The sequence below is a fragment of the Acidobacteriota bacterium genome, assembly GCA_018001935.1.
In the GTDB taxonomy this organism is placed as follows: Bacteria; Acidobacteriota; JAAYUB01; order JAAYUB01; family JAAYUB01; genus JAGNHB01.
Genome location: JAGNHB010000022.1, coordinates 25,429 through 45,117 on the forward strand (window position 1 = coordinate 25,429; position 19,689 = coordinate 45,117).

Here is a 19,689-nt window from a genome sequence, read left to right on the forward strand (position 1 = left end):
GGGCGCAGGGAATCACCGGATTCACGGTGAAACGCCCGCGGCGCCCGGCGCGATTTTTACGTTGGCGAAAACCAGGACCACCGGCAACCCCCGGATGCCGAAACGCCGGGCCAGGGCCTGGTTCTCCGGCGTGCCGGAGTCGGTCATGTCCACCTTGACGGTGATGTAGCCCTCCAGTTCCTTCCGGACCCTGTCGTCGCTGAAGGTGTACTTCTCCAGCTCCTTGCAGGCGGCGCACCAGGAGGCGCCGAAGTCCACGAGGACGGGCTTGCCGGTCTTCGCGCCCTCCGCCAGGGCGGCGTCCAGGTCGTGCCGCCAGGGGAGCGTCCCGTCGATGCGGGAAAAACCGACGACCAGGGCGTGGACGCCCGCCGTCAAGACCAGGATGGCGGCGAACTTCCGGACGACCCCGCCGAAAGTGGTCGCGTGGAGGTCGATCTTGAGCCACCGCGTGAGGAAACCGGCGAGGAGAAGCGCCGCACCGCCGGCGAAGAGGGCGGGTTTCGGGACGCCCCACACCTGCAGGCCGGGCAGGACGTCCTTCAGGTAGAACAGCGCCACCGCGAACATGGCGACGGCGAAAATCCCCTTGACCACCTCCATCCAGTCGCCGGACTTGGGCAGCTTGTGGATGAGGGAGGAGAAAGTGCCCAGCACCAGGAAGAGCATCCCGATCCCCATGGCGTAGGTGTAGAGCAGGAAGAAGCCCATCAGGGCCTGCCCGGTGCCGGCCACCCAGGCGAGCACCCCCGCCAGGGCGGGGCCGGTGCAGGGGGCCGCGATGACGCCGGAGACCATGCCCATGGTGAAGGCGCCCACGTAGCCTTTCCCACCCACCCCGGACGCCTTCGTTTGCCAGGACGAGGGGAGGTTGAACTGGAAGACCCCGGCCATGTAGAGTCCCATGAGGACGAAGAAGGCGGCGAGGCCGCCCACGACGCCCGGGTGGCTCATGTACTGCCCGAAGACGGCCCCCGACGAGGCGGCCGCCACGCCCAGCACCGAGTAGACCAGGCAGATCCCCTGGACGTAGATCAGGGAGAGGAGGAAGGCCTGGAGCTTGCTGGCGGCCTTCTTGGCGCCGAAAATGGTGATGGTGATGGGGATGACGGGGTAGACGCAGGGGGTGAAGCTGGTCACCACCCCGGCGAAGAAGAGCAGCACGAAGGCCACCACGCTGCCGTAGTCCTCTGCCGGCTTCGCCGCGGGCGCCCCGGAGCCCGCCATGGCGGCGCGCAGGCGCTTGAGGAACTCCTCCGCCGGGACGTACTCCTCGAGGCGGAAGACCTGGGGGAGCGGCGCCGCCGAGACCCCGGCCGAGACCGGTGCAGGCGCGGCGGCCTCCGCCGGGGCCGGTTCGGGCGTGGCCGCGGCGGTCGTCGCTTCGGGGGCCGCGGCGGGTTCCGCCGCCCCCTTCACCGTGAAGGGGACCTTCAGGGTGAGGGTGCCGGGCATGAAACAGGTGGAGGACGAGCACCCCTGGTAGCCGATCTCGAGGGCCAGGGTCCCGGAGGCCGGCGCGTCGGCGGCCGCCTCCAGCGGGATGCGGACGGTTCCCTTCCCCTCGTGGATCATCCGCTCGGTCTCGCTGGCGAGGTCGAACTTGAGGTGACCCTTGGGCAGGACCGCCGCTTTCGCCCGGACCCCCTTCGGGGCCGTCACCTTGAAGGAGAGCATGTCCTCGTAGAGGTAGTAGCCGGCGTCGGCCGCCATGACGACGGCCAGGCTCCCCGGCTTGCCCGCCTCGAGGGCCACCGTCGCGGGGGACGGCGTGAAGTGGAAGGCATCGGGGCCCGCGGCGCCCAGCGGGGAGAGCGCCAGCAGGAGCAGGGCCGCCGCGGGCAGCCACCGCGCGGTCGGCGCCTTCGTGGCCTCCGTTGCACACCAGGGGTGTTCAGTCCCAATCATCGGGTCCTCCTCGATGGGTTCCGGGCGATGCGCCCCGTCCTCGCCCGGCCCGGCCGGGGTCGGGGGCAGGGTTCACCAGAGGGTGGGGGGCGGTTTCACCGGCTCCCGGGGTTTGGTCTGCGCGTCCGCCGGCATTTTCGCCCTCTCGACGGAAGCCTGGTCCGCCGCCCCCTGGAAATACTTCCGGTCGTCGGCGTTCGCGGCGTCCTTGAGGTAGGCCCGGGCGGCGTCCTCGGCGGCGGCCCAGTCCCCGGCGCGGGAGAGGGCCTCCACGTGGCGGCGTCGCGCCTCCGGCCAGTCGGGCTTGTTGCGGACGGCTTCCTTGAAGCGGGACGCCGCGGCGTCCCAGTTGCCGCGCCGGGAGTAGAACTGGCCGATCCGGAAGTGGTCTTTCGCCTTCTTCGGGTCGGGGGGGGCCTCGGCCGCCACCGGCGTCTCCTGCTCGGTCTGGTCGTCGACGATCAGGGCGGGGCGGCCGCCGCGCCGGGGCGGCTCCTTGGGTTTGGATGCCGGTTTGCCCTTTCCCGATGCGGGAGGCGTCGCGGCGCCCGGATCGGTCCCGGACGGGCTGGCGGGGGAGGAGACGGCGGCCGGGTCCGAACCCCGCCCGGGGTCGCTCCCCGGTTTCGGGTCGTCCGCCCGGAGAAAGGAAACCGCGGCCGCCAGGGCCAGGACCATCACTGCAGGGAGAACGACCCCGCGAACCCATCGTTTCACTGTGTTTCCGCCAGCCATCGGCTCACCTCGCAACGGGGCATTGTACGCAAGGGGACGCCTTCGCGCAAGGCATTCCGCTTGGTCAACGCACAAACGCGCCCCCTTCGTCATCAGTACGCGCGAATCCCATCCCGGTTGACGCGCGTGGTATCCTCGATGCACGACAAACCCGGTTTGCCGCTTATCCTGGAGGAACCATGAAAACCAAGACGCTTCTCACGATCCATTCCGCCATCATCCTCGTCCTCGCCGCCGTGGGCCCCGCGACCTTCGCCACCCCCCCCGGAGACCGGAAAACCCTTCTCCTGGACTGCATGAAGGAGATGACCGAGTTCTGCAAGTCCAAAGGGGCGACGGAATTCCTCGTGGACGGCAAGTACAGCGAAGACCTTTACCTGGCGCGAATGGACGAGATCGTCCGAAAATACTTCAAGGACTTGGACGCATGGGACATGGCCGCCCGGGAATTCGAAAGCGACCCGGCGTACCAGGCGGCCGAGAAGGATCACATCAAGGCCTTGAGGGAGACAATCACGCTCCCGGACGAGACCATGGGCCCCGGAGACGGGAAGGAGGCCCCGAAGGGAGTGTCGGCGGAAGAGAGAGCAAAGATGATCGCCTGCATCCGGGACATGGTCGAGATCCTGCGGTCCGAGAGCGCCCGGGACTACTTCGTGGGCGGGAAACTGGACAGTAAAAAACTCAAGGGCAAACTGGAGGAGATCGCCTTGAAGCGTTTCAAGGACATGGCCGAGTTCGAGGGGATCGCCGGGCAACGGGACCCGGAAATCGAGAAAGCCGGCAAGGACCTGCTCGACGCCATGGAGGCCTGTCGAAAGAAATACGGGGCGCCTTCCCCGGCTCCCGGGGATTGATCGGAACGGTCACCCCGACCCGGCCGGGAGCCTCTCCGGAGCCCCGAAACCCGTCCACCGCACCGGGGCGCGGGGAAACCGCCGGAGAAGGCTCAACGCCGACTGGTTTTCAGCGTCGAGCCCGCGCCCCCCCGGCGCCCCTTGCGCCCCCGCGAGCCTTCCCGGGCGCCTTCCCGGCGGTCACTTTCCCTGCAAGGCCTTCTCGATGTGCTCCCGGAGCGGCTCGGCGGGGTCGGCCGCCAACTGGCGGAGGAACGCCTTCTCCGCTGCACCCCTCTTTGCCAGTTCCTGGATGGCCAGGAGGCGGAGGAATTTCTGCCGGCCTTTCCGGCAGAGGGGCTCGAGACTCGCTCCGCTTTCGGTGCAGATGCGGACGACGGCCGCCGCCAGGTCCATTTGCGTCGACTCGCTCGTCACCCCGCAGGCCAGGGTCCACTCCAGGGAGTCCCGGACCTTCGCGCCGTAATCCACTGTGAGCGCGGTGATCGCCTTCAGCCGGACGCGTTCGTCCGGTTCCCGGAGCACCGCGTCGAGCAATTTCAGGGCCGGGGCCGGGATCGGCGGCGCCGGCGGCCAGGCGGCGACGAACTTGTTCAGCTGGGTGGCCTGGCCCGGCCGTTTCACCGCCGCCTGGGACACGGCGGACCGGTTGTCGTCCCCGCCGAGCCGGCCCAGCAACTGGGCGGCCTCCAGGCAAAGGTAAGGGCTCTCACTCGCGAGGAACTGCCGGAGTGCAGCGGCGTCGAAGGCCGAATACCGGGCCAGCAGGATGCCGCTCATCGCACGGTGGGGAACCGGCAGCGAAGGATCGCCGGCGAGCCGGGCCATGGCCGGCCGGGCGACGATTCCGAGCCCGCCCAGCTTCCGCACCGCGGCCACGACGGGGTCCGGCGGCGCCGCCGGCAAGGCCGTCGCGTTCCCGAAGGCCGCCTTCACCGCGGGAGGCCAGGACGGGTCGGCCGGCGGGCCGGCTCGCAGGGCGGCGGCACCCGCGGCCAGGGCCCCGGCGAGGGCTGCCAGCCGGATCGCGGCCCACCACGCGGCCGATGGTCTCGGAACTCCCTTTTGAACCTTGCACGACGCCGAAGCAGACCGATCGGTTCTCATCGCCCCTCCTTTGCACGGGTATTCATCCCGACCCTATCACATTTGCGCCTCCCCGTCTACGCCCTCTGCCGTTTCACAGCGAGAACGCAGCTGTTTCACCTCCCAACCCCATGGACCGGAACGCCTCCCGTGCTATAATCCGTCCGCACCGATCCCGCACGCCATGAGGGAGGCGAAGCGCGGGATGCACCGCAAGGGAGGGACGTGATGGCGGCACTCGACGGGAGCGTCCGGGAGGAGGAGCGGGGGGCCCGGTGAGCCGCGGTGGAGCTTGCAACCAGGGTGTCGAGGACTGTAACACGGCGTGCCTGGATTACCATCACCCGTACGATCGCTACTCCTTCCTCGGCTTTCGATTGGCCCGGGACCCGGTGCCCTGAAGCCGGGGGTCGGGCGGCGGGGGGGAGAGCGAGGGCGATGCCGATTGCGGTGCCGATTGCGAGGGCGATTGCGATGCCGATTGCGATTGCGATACCGATACCGATACCGATACGTTGTTCATGCCGAGGAGAGAGGGAGGCAAACTTTGAGCCGGTTCAAGTTTTTGCATGGGGCCGACATACACCTTGACAGCCCGCTGCGGGGGCTGGAGCGCTACGAGGGCGCCCCGGCCGACCGCATCCGGGGCGCCACCCGCCGGGCCCTGGAAAACCTTGTGGACCTGGCCCTGGAGGAGGGCGTCGCTTTCGTCCTGGTGGCCGGGGACGTCTTCGACGGCGACTGGCGCGACTACAACACCGGGCTGTTCTACGCCGCGCAGGTGGGCCGGCTGGCCGCGCGGTCGATCCCCGTCCTCCAGGTGAAGGGCAACCATGACGCCGAGAGCCGGGTCTCGCACCGGCTCCGGACCCCCTCCGTCCACACCTTCCCGGCCGGGAAGCCCGACACCGTCCGCTTCGAGGACCTCCAGGCGGCGGTGCACGGGCGCAGCTTCGCCGAGCGGGTGGAGACCGCCAACCTCGCCGCCTCCTACCCGCCCCCCGTCGCCGGCTGGTTCAACATCGGCGTGCTCCACACCAGCGCCGAGGGGGTCGCCGGGCACGACACGGCCGCCCCGTGCAGCGTGCGGGGCCTCGCCGGGCACGGCTACGACTACTGGGCCCTGGGCCACATCCACCAGCGCACGGTGCTCTCCCGGGACCCCTGGATCGTGTTCCCGGGCAACCTTCAGGGACGCCACGCCCGGGAAACCCAGGACGGGGGGAAAGGGTGCACGCTGGTGAGCGTGGAAGACGGCCGGGTGACGGGCGTGGAGCACCGGGCGCTGGACACGGTCCGCTGGGCCCGTTGCACGGTGGACGCGACCGCCGCCGCCTCGGCCACCGAGGCCGTCGACGCCGCCCTCGCGTCCCTCAAGGCCCTCCTCCGCGGGATGCTCCCTGCCGCGCCGGGCACCGAGGCGCCCCTGGTCGCGGCGCGAGTGGTGCTGCAGGGCCCGACGGATGCGCACCGGGCCCTGCTGTCCGACCCCGCCCGGTGGGCGGCGGAACTCCGCTCCCGGGTCCTCTCGGAAGGCCTCGAGGAGATCTGGGTGGAAAAGGTCCTGTTCGAGACCACCTCCCCGAGCGGGGGCGGCGGGCCCGAGGCCTCCCCGCTCCCCCTTGCCGACCTGGAGTCCTTCCTGGACCGGGCGGGGGGAGACGCGGCCTTCCTCGAGGAACTCCTGTCCGTCAACGACCTCGTGAAGCTGCGGGAGGTCCTGCCCCACGAGCTGAAGACCGGCGAGGACCCCCTCGACCTGTCCGGCCCCGACCTCGTCACCGGCCGGATGGAGGCGATCCGGCAGACCCTCCTGTCCAGGCTGTCAACGGAAGGAGGCCGGGAATGAGAATCCTCGAACTTCACCTCCGCCCCTTCGGCCTGTTCCTCGACCGGACCCTGGACCTCCGCGCCCAGGCCCCGGCCCTCCAGGTTGTCTACGGCCCCAACGAGGCCGGGAAAAGCACGGCCCTGCGCGCGGTCCTGGGGCTGCTGTTCGGCATCCCCGAGCGAACCCTCGACCACTTCCGGGCGCCCGCCGACCAACTGCGCGTCGCGGGTCTTCTGGAGGGCGCCGACGGGCGGGTCCGCTACCTCGCCCGCCGGAAGGGGCGCAAGAACACCCTCCTGGACGCCGACGGGAACCCCCTCGCCGACGGCGACCTACCGGGCCTGCTGGGGAGGATCGACCGCGAGGCCTTCGAGACCCTCTACGGCCTCAACCACGAACGCCTTCAGAAGGGAGGAACCGACCTCTGCGAGGGGAAGGGGGACCTCGCGGCGAGCCTCTTCCAGGGCGCCACCGGCATCGTGGGGATCCACGCGAAGCTGCGGAAGCTCCAGGAGGACGCGGAGCGGTTCTTCACCGCCGGCTCGCGGAAAAAGGAACTCGACAACGCCATCGCCGCCTACAAGGACGCCGTGGGGCGGATGCACGCCGCCGAGACCTCCGCCGGCCAGTGGAAGAAGCTTTCCGACACCGTGGCCGGGATCGAGAAGGAGCTCGAGCGGCGCAGCGGGGAGATCCGGGGCGAGCGTGTCGCCCTGGAGCGCCTCAAGCGCTACGGGGAGTGCCTCGCCCCCGCAAAGGAATATGCCCGCCTCGCCGCGGACCTGGCCGCCCTCGGGGAGGTGAAGGTCTTGCCCGACGACACCGCCCGGCGCCGCCTGGACGCGCTGCAGCGGGCCCGGGGCGCGGAGACGGAGGCGGCCGCGGACCGGGCCCTGATCCAGGACCGGCAGCGGGAACTCGACGGCCTGCCCCCCGCGGACCAGCTGCTGGCACGGGAGAAGGAGATCCGCGACCTGGTGCAGGACCGCCTGGGGGTTCACCTCAAGGCCGCAAAGGACCGCGGGGGCCTGGACACCCGGGCCGCGGACGCCGAGCGGGGCGCAGCGCGGATTCTGCGGGAACTGAGCCCGGGGCTCGCCCTCGAGAGCGCCCGAGACCTGCAGCTCTCCCTGCCGCAGCGGGAGCGGGTCCGCAAGCTCGCCCTCCGGCACGGGACCCTCGCCGCGAAACACGCGGGCCTTCTCGACGACTGCCGTCAGGCGGGGGAGGAGATCGACGGGAAAGAGCTGGAACTGGCCCAGGCCAGCGGGGGCCGCGACACCCGGGCCATCCAGGCCGTCCTCCGGGACGTCGAGGAGGCGGGCGCGCCGGAGCGGGCCCGGCTGGAGGCGGAAAAGAAGCGGCGGAAGCTGGAGTCCGACAGCGGGGCGGCCGTCCGGGCCCTGCCCTTTTTCCCGGCGGACCCGGAGGCCCTGGACGGCCTTCCCGTCCCGCCCGAGGCGACCGTGGACCGTTTCGAAAAAGTTTTCGCGGAACTGGAACGGCGCCGGGGCGAAGAGCAGCACCGGCTGGACGACGCCCAGCAGCGGCTCCGGGACCTGGAAGCCCGGCGGCAGGAGGTGCTGGCCGGCGGGGCGATCCCCGACGAGGCCACCCTCCGGGACGCCCGGGAAACCCGCGAGGCGGGGTGGCGGCTCGTGCGCCGGGCCTGGCTCGACGGGGCCCGGGACCCGGAGGCCGAAGCCGCCTACGGCCAGGGGCGGGAACTCCCGGAGGCCTACGAACGGAGCGTCGCGGACGCGGACGGGGTGGCGGACACCCTGCGGCGCGAGGCGGACCGGGTGGCCGGCCTGGCCCGTCTCTCCCTGGAGGCCGGGGCCGGGCAGGAGCGCGTGGCCGCCCTGGAGGAGGCCCTGGCGGAGACGGGTCGGCGGGAAGCGGAGACGGCGCAGGCCTGGGAGGCCGCCTGGCGCCCCGCCGGGATCGTCCCCCGCAGCCCCGCCGAGATGCGGGGGTGGCTGGCGCGCCACCGGGAGGCCGTCCTCGCCACCCGGCAACTGGCGGAACAGCAGGAGGAGGTCGCCCGCCTCGACCGGGTCGTCGATCACCTCCGGTCGCGCCTGGCCCGGGCGCTTACGGAGCTGGGTCTCCCGCCCGACCCCGGCGAGTCGCTCGCCTCCCTCACCCGCCACGCACGGGAACTCGTTGACCGGGAGCGGGACGCCGCGCAGGAGCGGGCCCTGCTCGAGCAGGCCGTCGCCCGGGAGCGGCTCCGGCTGGCCGAGCTGCGGCGGCGGCTCGACGAGACGGCGTCCGCCCTGGCGGCGTGGGAAGGGGAGTGGGCGGACGCCCTCCGCCCCCTGAAGCTGGACCCGCCCCCCGGGCCCGAGGCGGCCCAGACCATCCTCGACCGCATCGAGGACATGGTGAAACTGCTGGACGAGGCCGCGGACCTCCGGCGCCGGATCGCCGGGATCGACCGGGACGCCGAGGCCTTCCGCGCGGAGGCGTCGGCCCTGGCCGCCGCCCTGGCCCCCGACCTGGCGGGACTCGCCGCCGAGGAGGCCGCCAAGGCCCTCAGGGACCGCCTCCTGGAGGCCCAGAAGGCCCGGACGCGGCGCGAAGGACTTGAAAAGGAGCTGGACGGCGCCCGGAAGCGGCTGGCCGAGCACGACGCCCAGGCGGCCTCCGCCCGGGCCCGGATCGCGGAACTCCTCGGGCAGGCCGGCTGCGGGACCCCGGAGGAACTGGAGGGGATGGAGCGGCGGTCCGAGGACTACCTCCGGAACCGGCGGCGGCTGGATGAACTGGGCGCCCTCCTGGCCGTCCACGCCGAGGGCCTCGACCTGCCGGCCTTCGTGGTCAGGCTCCGCGACATGGACGGGGACGCCCTGAAGGCGGACCTCGAGACCGCCCGGCTGCGAATCGAGGGGATGGAGCTGGACTTCCGCCGGGTGACCGAGGACCTGGGGCGGGCCCGGATGGAACTGGAGCGGGTGAACGGGGGGCCCGCCGCCGCCGATGCCGCGGTGGAGGCCCAGGAATCCCTGGCCGCCCTGCGGGACAAAGTCGATCGCTACCTGACCCTGCGCCTCTCCGCCGAGGTCCTCCGGAGGGCGGTCGCCCACTTCCGGGAGTCCCGGCGGGCCCCGTTGCTCCAGCGGGCGGGGGAGCACTTCGCGACCGTCACCGCCGGGGCCTTCGCGTCCCTGGAGGTGGACTTCGACGAGAACGACAACCCGGTCCTGGTGGGGGTCCGGCCGCCGGAGGCAGAGGTGCGGCGGGTGCGGGTCCCGGGCATGAGCGACGGGACGCGGGACCAGCTCTACCTCGCGCTGCGCGTCGCCGGCCTGGAGGACGCCCTGGACGCGGCTGAACCGTTGCCGGTCATCCTGGACGACATCCTGGTGAACTTCGACGACGAGCGCTCCCGGGCGGCCCTGGTGGCCCTCGGGCGCCTGGCCCGGAAAACCCAGGTCCTTTTCTTCACCCACCACCGACGGATGCTGGACCTGCTGGAGGACGTCAGATCGGAGACCCCGTTCGTGGTGCACACGCTGTGAGCCGGCGGCGGGCCGCCTCGGCAGCGAGGGTTCGGCAGCGGGAGAAGACGGCCTGGTAGACTTCGCAGTAGGGGTCCTTCGCCAGGATCGTGCCCGTCGCGGCGAAGGTGCGCACGGGGCAGCCGCCGTGGCACAGGCCCAGATGGTCGCAGCGGTCGCAGCCCGCGTGCTCCAGCAGCTGGGCGGGGCGCCCCAGGAAGGCGCGCCGGGCGGGGCTCGACGCGAGCAGGGCGGTCAGGTCCGGGGTCTCGAAGAGGTTGCCGAAGCGGTGTGACGAATAGCTGGTCACCCAGCAGTCGCACAGGGCCACGTCGCCCCGCGCGTCCACGGAGATGAACTCGTCGGCGCAGTTGGGCTGCCAGATGCAGGGCAGGCGTCCCCCCCGGCCGGCAAAGGTCTCCAGGAGCGCATCGTAGGGGCCCAGGCGCACCCCGCGATCGAAGCCGTCGGCCATCCACGCGTCCAGGAGCCCCACTAAAAATGCCGTCAGCGGGCCGGTTTCCAGCGTGTCCCCCCCGCGGGCGGGCCCGCCCGGGAAGGGCAGGTTGACCTGGAGGCCCGACAGGCCGGCCGTCCGGGTGAAGAAATCGAGAAATTCCCCCGGGGGGACCCGCAGGCTGTCGGCGCTCAGCACGGCGATGACGCCCACGTCGAACCCTGCGGCGAGCACCTCGCCGACAGCGCGCAGCCAGAGCGCGGTGAAAGCCTCCGGCATGCCGCCCGGCAGCCGCCGGTGACGGTTCGGGTAGTCCATGGACGTGCCGACCGACCCGTTGAAAACCGTCCGCACCACCGGTTCCCACTGCCGGCCCCAGCCCACCAGGTTGGTCTGCAGGTAGTGGTTGAAGGCGAGCCCCCGCACTGCCGCCGCCTTCCCCATCCGTTCGAAGGCCGCCTCGTACCACGCCGGCCCGAGGAGCAGGGCCTCCCCGCCCTGCCAGTACACCTCGGCCCGCGGCGCGCCCACGGCTTCCATGTGGCCGAGAACGGACGCGGTGAGCCGGTCGAGGTCCCCGAGGGAGAGCGAGACCGCGGCCTTCTCCTCGAAGCAGTAGTCACAGGCGGCGTTGCACGACAGGGTGGGCAGCAGGACGAGGCTGAGGGGGCGGTCGCTCATGTCGTGAGGGCCTCGGCCTCGCCGAGGTCGCGGGCGATGGCCTCGGCACTCTCGCCGACGGCGGCGAGGAAGCGCTTCACGGCATCGCAGGCGTAGGCCTGGTCGGGCCACTTGAAGATCCCGGCGCACCACCGGAGGTAGGGGCACCCGGCACACTCGGCGCCGGAGGCGACGAGCCCGGTGACCCAGTGCTCGACGAAGCCGGGGTCGGGGGGGATGTCCGCCGGGGACGCCGGCTCCCCCGGGGCCGGGAAGCGGCACACGTAGAAGGGGTCGAGGTCGAGGGCCGTCCAGGCCGTCACCGGTTCACCGTGGAGCAGGAAGGCCAGGACCGCGTCGAAAGGCTGGACGGAGGCATCGGCCCGGGGGTCGTGCAGGTAGGATTCGAACACCGTGCGCAACTCGCCGAGGGCGTCCGGGGACGGCTGCCCGGGGAGCAGCCGCAGGGGCAACTGGAGGGACATGGCCACGCGGGCGGCCCGGGCGAGGCCGGTGGTCACCGGCAGGGTGACCCGGAGGGGGCGTTCGCCCCGGAGCCGCGAGAGGGGGTGGAGCCCCGGCGCCTCCCGTGTGGGGTCGGAGATCCCCACGTCGAGGCGCACACCCGCCGGCCAGGCCTCGCCGGCCAGGTCGAGCGGGGCCTCGATCCAGGCGATGCGATCCGGGTCGACGCGGTGAACCGCCCCGACGTCCGCCGGGCAACAGGCCCGCAAAACAAGACCGCCGGCGGGGTGGGACTCGGCACACCCCGCCGGCACGTTCCGGATCGGTTCGGGCGGGGGCCCGTCCGCATCCGTCAGCGGTGGTTGGCCCATTTGCCCCCGCCGCCGGACCGGTTGTTCCAGGCCCCGCCGCCGCCGTAGCGGTTGGCCCAGCCGCCGCCGCCCCCGTCGCGATTGGACCAGGTGCCGCCGCCGCCGCCCTTGTTCACCCAACCGCCGGAGCCGTTGGCCCAGCCGCCGCCGTTGTGCCAGGCGCCGCCGTTGGCCCAGGCGCCCCCGCCGTTGTGCCAGGAACCACCTCCGCTGTTGACCCAGGACCCGCCACGGTTGGCCCACGCCACCCCAGCGTTGGCCCACGCGATGCCCAGGTTGGCCCACGCCACCCCGCCGTTGGCCCAGACGACTCCGCCGTTGGCCCACACAACGCCGCCGTTGCCCCAGACACCGCCGCCGTTGGCCCACACGCCACCGCCGCCCCCGCGGTTGGTCCAGGCGCCGCCGCCGTTGGCCCAGGCGCCGCCGCCGCCGTAGCGATTCACCCAACCGGCGCCGCCGCCCGACTTGTTCGCCCAGCCGGCACTGCCGCCACCGCCGCGATTGGCCCATCCACCGCCGCCGTTCACCCACGCCGCGGCTCTCATCAGGCTCGAGGCCCCGCCCCCGGCCAGCGCGACGCAGGCCACGGCGCCGGACCACCCCTTGATGGCGCGCAGGAACTCGCGCCGGGTCTCGATCTTGGCATTCTCCATGGCTCCCCCTCAGGACGTGGCCGTTTGGGGCCCGGCCGTCAGGTTCGAGAAGTGCATGGAGCGGATCAGCCACTTCCCCCCGGCCTTCTCGAAGACGACGGAGGAGTTCAGGCCGAACTCGGTAACGTCGGCGCCCTTGGTGAACTTCACCCGGGACATGGAGGCGATCCAGGCCATGGTGCCTTGGACGTTCCCGTCGCGGAAGAGCACCTCGGATTCATGCTTGCCCGGGTCGAAGGCCTCGAAGAAGTGCTTGTGGGCCTCGGCGATCTCCTCGGCCCCGCCCCAGATCTCCCCGGGGCCCGTGCCGATGACGATGGCGTTGGGGGTGAACAGCGCAACGACCCCGGCGGCGTCGTGGGCCGAGAACGCCTTGAAGTAGGCGTCGTGCAGCTCCTTCAGCGCGCCGAGCGCCGGGCGGCCGGCCGGGCCGGGCGCCGCGGCGCCCGTCTTCTTCGCCTGGGCGAGGACGGGCACGGACGCCAGCAGCGCCCCGATCGCCCCTCCGAACATCAACTGACGTCTGGAATGGTTGGCGGGTTGGTCGGACATGGAATGATCTCCTTGTCGGGATGAAATTTCCGAATCCAGCTCCTGCGCAGTCCCGCAGGACGGTAACCCCTCGATAAACCGACGAACGGGGTGATTTTATCCGATCATCCACCCGCGCCACAAGTGAAATCGTGGGGGCGATCCACCAAACGGGCTGCCGGTGATGACGGGCCCGCAAGAAGTCGCCAAACCGTCATTGCCCGTGAATCCCGCCAATTTGGGCGAATTCGGGGAGCGAACGGGATAGTGCTTGTAAATCCTCTGGTTGAGCCGTCGCCCGGAGGGTGGTGGCGCTTTGCACCAGACCATGGGGCTTGACTTCGGCAACGGTCTCGACTACTTTCACCCCACCCTCGACACCGGGGAAAGGCGGTTTGCGACCCTGCATTCTTCCGACGGAGGCCTCTTTTATGAACCCCCTACGGTTAGCGGCGTGCTCTCTGACCCTGTTCCTCTGCGCAGGACTCTGCCGGGGGGCCGACCCCCGGACGGACGCCGAAGTCCGGCAGATCCGCCGGGAAATGGAACAAATGCGCCAGGATTACGAAGGACGGCTCAAAGCGCTGGAAACCCGCCTGAAGCAACTGGAAACGTCGGCGTCCACAGAGGTGCCGGCCCCGCCGCCGTCATCGGCGGCCGCCCCCGCCGCGGAAGGGCCGTCCGCAACGGGACCGGGCCCAGCCGAGACCGGCGAAAACGACCGCAAGGACCACGCCGACGCACTCTTCCGCAACAGTACGGAAACCCGCCATTCGGCGATCGCGGTGCCGAAGGATCCGGCGCTCCGCAAGCGGGTGGAGGAGGTGCTCCGGAACTACGTGGACATCGGCGGTTACATCCGCGCCGGGTACGGAAGGGACAACGAGGGCGGCCCCCAGGTGGGCTTCATGGCCCCCGGCGCCATGGCCAAGGGCCGCCTGGGCAACGAGGGCGAAAACTACGGTGAGTTGGTCTTCGGCAAGAACTTCTACCTGACGGGCGCTTTCTCCCTGGACGGCGCGGCGCGGGCGGACGGCACGCCGTCGGACCCCATCGCCCGCTGCCAGATCCGCCTCTCCATGTACAACCCCTACCAGAGCTACATGGCGTCCGGCGCCACCAGCTTCGGCCTGGCGGAGGCCTGGGCCGCCGTGGGCAACCTCAGCGCCCGCCAGCCCGGGATGAAGTTCTGGGCGGGGAACCGCTTCTACCGGCGCCACGACATCCACATCGACGACTTCTACTTCTATAACATGAGCGGGGGCGGCGGCGGGGTGGAGGACATCCGGACCCGCCTGGGAAAGCTGGCGGTGGCCTGGATCGGGCTGGGCAGCCAGAGCGGCTTCTCGGACCTGCCCCGGCCCGACCCCCTGAACCAGGCGGGGTTCAACAAGGGCAACCTGGTCCTGAGCCTGTACGACACGCCCCTGCCGGGCGGGAAGGGCGAGTTCGGCCTCACCCTGACCTGGGCCAGCCACGGCCGGGACCACGCCGGCCAGACCACACCCGGCGAGCCGGGGCTGGCCTTCACCTTCATCCACAGCAGCGACGGCTGGATGGGGGAGAACGGCTCCAACAAGTTCTCCGTCCAGTACGGGCGCAACGCCGCCAAGACTTTCACCTCGGGCTTCGAGACCTACACCACGCCGGAGGGGACCTTCATCCGGCCCGACGCCCCCGGCTCCTACCGCTTCCGGATCACGGAGTGCCTGGTCATGCAGCCCTCCCCCCACTTCTCCTTCAGCCCGGTGGTGGTCTACCAATTGACGGACTACAAGCAGTACGGCGGTCTCCAGCAGTGGTTCTCGGCCGGCGTGCGGACCGTCTGGCACTTCAACCGGTACGTCAGCCTGGCCGCCGAGCCGTTCCTCGACTGGACGGAACTCCGGAGCACCGGCCAGAGCGGCTGGCTGTTCAAGGTCTCCCTGGCGCCCCAGGTCTCCCTGGGCAACCTGTTCTTCAGCCGCCCGGCCATCCGCGCCTTCGTCACCTGGGCCCGATGGTCGGACGCCTACGTCGGGCAGATCGGCGGCCTCGACTACGCCAACCGCAACCAGGGCCTCGTCGCGGGCGTGCAGATGGAAACCTGGTGGTGAGGGTGCCAGGTGCTATCCAACTCTCTTGTTATCTTGTCAACATAACGAGGAAAACCATAGATCCTTTAATATCATTTACTCATAGCTGACATGGTTTTCAGACCAGATCCGGCAACCTCGCCTTCCTCCTCCGGCGCCGTCGGGGAGGGAACAAACGGGTTTCCTGATTCTCCGGTTTGCATCCCGGAAGGGCAGCCAGCGCCCGACGTTCGATGCCGGAGTCCCATCGCCCAACGGAGTCGCCTTCCCTTTCAGGGGCGGTTTTTGCTGTGTCATTCGGTAATTTGGCCCCGAATCGTGAAGTTTTGCACCCCAACCATCGACGATCGACCCGCAGCTTTGTGGCGTGGGGAATGGCCGCTTCCCAACCCGGCCCCTTTTGCACCTCGAGAACGGTCTTCAGGTAGGTTGGGGAATCCGGCCGCTCCTCGAGAGGGATTCCGGAAAGCAGCATCATCATGGCCTCTCCCAGCAAAGACGGCACCGGCCCGTCTTTAGCTCGAAAAAACCAGTACGCCGAGCACCAAGGCCACTTCGATGCTTCGATCGGACGGTCCCGCCGACGGGAGGCATTCCCTTCCACGTACCAGATCAACTTCAGAAGCCGCAGCGCGGAGAAGGGGACCCACTTCGGCCGGTAGCGTGTGCTCCACAGGGTGCCGCTCCGACCGTGGAATTTGTTGAATCGGTGACCGAATCGGTTGTTGAGCCGGTGCATGAAAGCGGCCAGCGTGTGGTTCCGGATGACCGGCGGAGTCCGCAAAAGCAGATGGATATGGTTGTCCATGACACAGTAGCTGACGACGCCGTAATTCATTTGCACCGCCGTTTCCCGCAGGGCTTTCAGGTAAGCAAGCTTGTCCCCGGGCCCAATGAGCAGGGAGGCGCGATTGTGGCACCGCTGGACGACATGAACCAGGGCGTTCGGAATATGTCGCCTAATGCTTCGGCCCATATTCACCTCCAGATTTCAGAAAATCTCCTACCTATATCAACGTTTTCGCAGGAAAAAATCCGAGTCTGGAGGAAAATATTTGTTAAAATTTTGCTTGACTTGTTATGTCTCACTGATAAAAAACAAGTTGCCATGGTCAACATTATGTCCCTCTGATAATATGGTGTTTAGATAGTATCTGGCACCTTCTTCCTCTTCCAACATGCCGATCGCGCGCGAACTGGACGCCGGATAGGGGCGTGAACGGTCACGGGGACGATCTTGCGAAGATCTCCTCGAAAAATTGACGCAGGTCGGCCCAGGAGCGGCGGTCGCGTTATAAGCGGCGCCCCGGGAGGGGTCCGACCCCGCCTCCGGGTTGGTGAAGCTGTGGACGGCCCACCGTAGACGACCATCCGCCAGTCTACGCCCGCCTTGCGCATCTCCTACTGGACCGCCGCCAAGGTCAGGATCATCGTTCTCATGGTGTTCCTTCTCCTCGGGCGGAAACCTCTCGTCATTCCAACGGCAATGTGACCCGGAAGGCCGCACCCGGCAGGGAGCCGTTTTTCACCGAGATCTCGCCCGACATGGCCCGGATAATCCTCCGGGCGATGTGAAGGCCGATCCCGGTCCCGCCCCTGGATGCCTTGGTGGTGAAGAAAAGATCGAATACCCGCTCCCGGTTCTCCGGGAGAATCCCGCGTCCCGAGTCCTCGACGTCAACGAAGACGTTCTTGCCCTCGACCCCGGTCCGCACCAGCAGGGTTCCGTTTTCCTCCACGGCGTCCAGCGCGTTGGACAGGATGACGAGGAGTGCCTGGCGCAGGTCTCCCGTGCGGGCCCGTGCCGGGGGCAAGTCGGCCGCGAACTCCCGCTTCAGATCGACGTTGCGGAAACGACCCTGCAGACGGATCAACTCGATGGCACGCTCCGCGGCGTCACCGACGTCGATGGGCCGCATTTCGTAACTGGTCTGCCGCACGAAGGAGAGCATCTCTTCGGTGATGGCCTTGCACCGGTAAACCTCGTCCCGGATGATCTGCAGGTAGTTCTGTTGGATCCCTGGATCGGGCTGTCCCTTCATGGCCCGGGACAGAAGACCTTCCGCGCAGCAGGAGATGGTGGCCAGGGGGGTGTTTATCTCGTGGGCGCCCCCGGCCGCAACCTGGCCGATGGCGGCCAGTCTTTCGCTCAGGATGAGCCGGATTTCGTTTTCCCGCTTCTCCGTGACGTCCCGGGCGACAAGAATGTGCCCGGTAGACCCTTCGAGGTCAGACGTAAGGTCGTAGGCAGCCACGTCGAAAATTCTGGACCGGGCGGCGTCGGTCAATTCCACGAACGTGGGAACTTGTCCCCCGAGGCCTCGCTTCCGCAGGTGATCGTGAACGGGGAAATCCTTCTCGTCAAAGAATTCGCAGCAGTTTTTTCCGATCACTTCCGGGAGGGCGAGACGAAAATAATCCAGAAAAGCCCGATTGACCTTCAGGATGTGGTCTTCCCCATCGATCAGGATCACCAGGTCCGTTATGGAGTCGAAGGTGTCCTGCCAGAGCTGGTGGGATCGGCTAACCACCTTAAGTTTCTCCACTTCCAGCAGTTCGTCCTGCATTCGCCTGCGCTCGGTAATGTCATAGTTGACCCCGGTCATGCGCTGGGGGTTCCCTTCGGCGTCCCGGAGCACCTCGGCAATGGCACGGAGGTGGCGCACGGATCCGTCGGGCCACACGACACGATACTCGGTGTCGTACTCCTTCTCTCCGCGCAGTGCCCGCCGTGACTCCTCGTCGCTGCGAGCCGCGTCCTCGGGGTGAACGCCCCTGAGCCAGGCATCGTAGGCACCCGTGAAATCCCCCTTCCGGATTCCGTAGAGTTCGTACATCCGGTCGTCCCAGGACAGCCGGTTGTTTGGAATGTCCCAGTCCCAGATCCCAAGATGGGCTGCGCGGGTAGCAAGGTCGAACCGTTCGTTTACCCGGCGGATTTCGGCTTCGGCCTGCTTGCGGCCGGTCACGTCCGTGAAAAAGACCGTCATCCCGTCGGACGAGGGGTAAAAACGAGCTTCCAGCCAGGCGTTAAGGGGTTCAGGGTAAAACTCCTCGACCGACACGGGGAGGCCCTCCTCCATCGTCTTGCGGAAAGCGGCCCCGAAACGGGTCTCGGCGGCTCTCGGCCAGACCTCCCAGACCGTCCTGCCCAGCAATCGTTCCGGCGTGGTGCGCAGGATTCTCGCCGCCGAGGCGTTCACGTAGGTGTATCGAAACTCCCGGTCAAAGGAGTTGAACCCGTCGGCGATGCTCTCCAGGATTACGGTGGTCCTGCGATGGGCTTCGTTCAGGGCGTCCTGAGTTCTCACCAGCTCGTCGATGTCGGTGGCGGTGCCGATCCACTGTGCCGGCTGGCCCCCTTCGCCGCGAATGAGTTTCGCCCGCGTGATGAACCACCGATAATCACCGTCGGCGCCCCGGATCCGCTCCTTGACTTCATAGGGTTGTCCCGTGCGGATGCTCTCCTCCATTTGCGTTATCGCGGGCCCCACATCCTCGGGATGGACGACGTTCACCCATCCCGCTCCCATCATCGTCTGGAAGGCCAGCCCTGTGTAGTCCACCCCCCGGCGGTTGACGTAGTCGAGCGAACCCTCCGGCGTCGCGGTGTAGACGATGTTCGGGAGGGTTTCGGCCAGGGTCCGGAACCGGGCCTCGCTATCCCGGAGAGCCGATTCCCCCCGGTTGAGGGCGGCGGCAGTCATCAACACCAGGCCCAGGAAAAAGCCCATCTGCAGTACGGCGTGCACGGCGGGTTCCTTGACTTCGCCGTAGAACCCGGCGCGTTCGCCCGCTGTGAGCAGCACGTCCAGAAGGACGGGGACGACGAAAACCGGAAGCAGGAAACGCCGGGCCAGGATACTGCCGCTACCGGATCCGCCCAGGATGGTTAACAGCCCGGGGCCAGGCCGCACGAGCCCCAGGCCAAAGAAAAGAATGCATACCCCCAGGATTCCCGGCAGGGAAACCGGATCGAACACCGAGGCCAGGGAGAAAAAGATCGAGGCGCCATAGACGTAGCCCAAAAAGGTCGCCAGCGCAACAAACCCCTGCAGGCCGATCAGGACCGGGGCAGGTCGACGCCCTCGGGGTGTCCGCACGTCCAACAGGAGCAGAGAGAGGCCGATCAGGAGCAGATTCAGTGCGATGCCCGGGGGAATTCGCCCCGGGAAGGTCACCGGGATTAACTTGACTTGGGCGGGAAACAGGAGGCGGTCGAACCCCGAATCCCAAGCCAGGGTATGTTCCAAGAGCGTTACCAGACCGATGGCGGCAACGAGCAGAGCACAACCAAGGGCAACCCGGCGACCCGGGCGCAGCCCCCCGTCTTTCGTACGGGAAAGCCACAGCGCGATTCCGCCCAGAAGGATTCCGACCGAGGCGTTCGGCCTCGCGGGAGCCAGGGAAGGGAAAAAACTCTTCAGTACGGCGACGTCGAAAATCCAACCCGTCAGGGTTATTCCCCCGATCCCGATGCCGGCGAGGGCAGCCCACCCGACCGCGGTCTCAAGACGCCCCAAGAAGCGTGAGCGATCCTGGTGGAGCAACACG

Annotated in this window: 13 protein-coding genes; 4 read left to right on the top strand and 9 right to left on the bottom strand. The window is 68.9% G+C overall.

The window, feature by feature from the left end; all coding sequences use genetic code 11:
- Positions 1 to 21: 21 nt before the first annotated feature.
- Together KA419_10315 and KA419_10320 are read right to left on the bottom strand one after the other, a co-directional pair.
- The gene (locus KA419_10315; protein MBP7866332.1) at positions 22 to 1,908 is read right to left on the bottom strand and encodes a thioredoxin family protein; all 1,887 of its coding nucleotides are present in this window, start codon (positions 1,906 to 1,908) and stop codon (positions 22 to 24) included.
- A 72-nt stretch (positions 1,909 to 1,980) separates the two neighbouring features.
- On the bottom strand, positions 1,981 to 2,625 hold the full coding sequence (locus KA419_10320; protein MBP7866333.1) for a hypothetical protein: 645 nt from the start codon (positions 2,623 to 2,625) through the stop codon (positions 1,981 to 1,983).
- 197 nt (positions 2,626 to 2,822) lie between these two features.
- Between KA419_10320 and KA419_10325 the strand changes: the two genes are divergently transcribed.
- On the top strand, positions 2,823 to 3,500 hold the full coding sequence (locus KA419_10325; protein ID MBP7866334.1) for a hypothetical protein: 678 nt from the start codon (positions 2,823 to 2,825) through the stop codon (positions 3,498 to 3,500).
- A 180-nt stretch (positions 3,501 to 3,680) separates the two neighbouring features.
- Here KA419_10325 and KA419_10330 read toward each other — a convergent pair whose 3' ends face one another.
- On the bottom strand, positions 3,681 to 4,607 hold the full coding sequence (locus KA419_10330; GenBank protein MBP7866335.1) for a hypothetical protein: 927 nt from the start codon (positions 4,605 to 4,607) through the stop codon (positions 3,681 to 3,683).
- 526 nt (positions 4,608 to 5,133) lie between these two features.
- Between KA419_10330 and KA419_10335 the strand changes: the two genes are divergently transcribed.
- Together KA419_10335 and KA419_10340 are read left to right on the top strand one after the other, a co-directional pair.
- Positions 5,134 to 6,435, top strand: coding sequence for a DNA repair exonuclease (locus KA419_10335; GenBank protein ID MBP7866336.1), 1,302 nt, complete (start codon positions 5,134 to 5,136; stop codon positions 6,433 to 6,435).
- Positions 6,432 to 9,941: an AAA family ATPase gene (locus KA419_10340; protein MBP7866337.1), complete on the top strand. Its 3,510-nt coding sequence runs from the start codon at positions 6,432 to 6,434 to the stop codon at positions 9,939 to 9,941. The genes KA419_10335 and KA419_10340 overlap by 4 nt, the downstream gene beginning before the upstream one ends.
- On the opposite strand, the gene KA419_10345 is transcribed toward KA419_10340, so the two are convergent.
- From KA419_10345 to KA419_10360, 4 genes are read right to left on the bottom strand one after another with little or no spacing between them, the layout of a single operon-like run.
- A complete protein-coding gene (locus KA419_10345; protein ID MBP7866338.1) occupies positions 9,904 to 11,058 on the bottom strand; it encodes a radical SAM protein in 1,155 nt (384 codons plus the stop codon). The genes KA419_10340 and KA419_10345 overlap by 38 nt on opposite strands.
- Positions 11,055 to 11,873, bottom strand: a complete 819-nt coding sequence (locus KA419_10350) for a hypothetical protein (GenBank protein ID MBP7866339.1) — start codon at positions 11,871 to 11,873, stop codon at positions 11,055 to 11,057. The genes KA419_10345 and KA419_10350 overlap by 4 nt, the downstream gene beginning before the upstream one ends.
- A complete protein-coding gene (locus tag KA419_10355; GenBank protein MBP7866340.1) occupies positions 11,855 to 12,529 on the bottom strand; it encodes a hypothetical protein in 675 nt (224 codons plus the stop codon). The genes KA419_10350 and KA419_10355 overlap by 19 nt, the downstream gene beginning before the upstream one ends.
- Positions 12,530 to 12,538: 9 nt before the next feature.
- Positions 12,539 to 13,081: a nuclear transport factor 2 family protein gene (locus KA419_10360; GenBank protein MBP7866341.1), complete on the bottom strand. Its 543-nt coding sequence runs from the start codon at positions 13,079 to 13,081 to the stop codon at positions 12,539 to 12,541.
- A gap of 410 nt (positions 13,082 to 13,491) precedes the next feature.
- On the opposite strand from KA419_10360, the gene KA419_10365 reads away from it, so the two are divergent.
- Positions 13,492 to 15,156, top strand: a complete 1,665-nt coding sequence (locus tag KA419_10365) for a carbohydrate porin (protein MBP7866342.1) — start codon at positions 13,492 to 13,494, stop codon at positions 15,154 to 15,156.
- A gap of 97 nt (positions 15,157 to 15,253) precedes the next feature.
- Here the strand turns inward: KA419_10365 and KA419_10370 are convergent, their stop codons facing one another.
- Positions 15,254 to 16,111: a transposase gene (locus KA419_10370; GenBank protein MBP7866343.1), complete on the bottom strand. Its 858-nt coding sequence runs from the start codon at positions 16,109 to 16,111 to the stop codon at positions 15,254 to 15,256.
- A gap of 496 nt (positions 16,112 to 16,607) precedes the next feature.
- On the bottom strand, positions 16,608 to 19,163 hold the full coding sequence (locus KA419_10375) for a PAS domain S-box protein (protein ID MBP7866344.1): 2,556 nt from the start codon (positions 19,161 to 19,163) through the stop codon (positions 16,608 to 16,610).
- Positions 19,164 to 19,689: the final 526 nt, after the last annotated feature.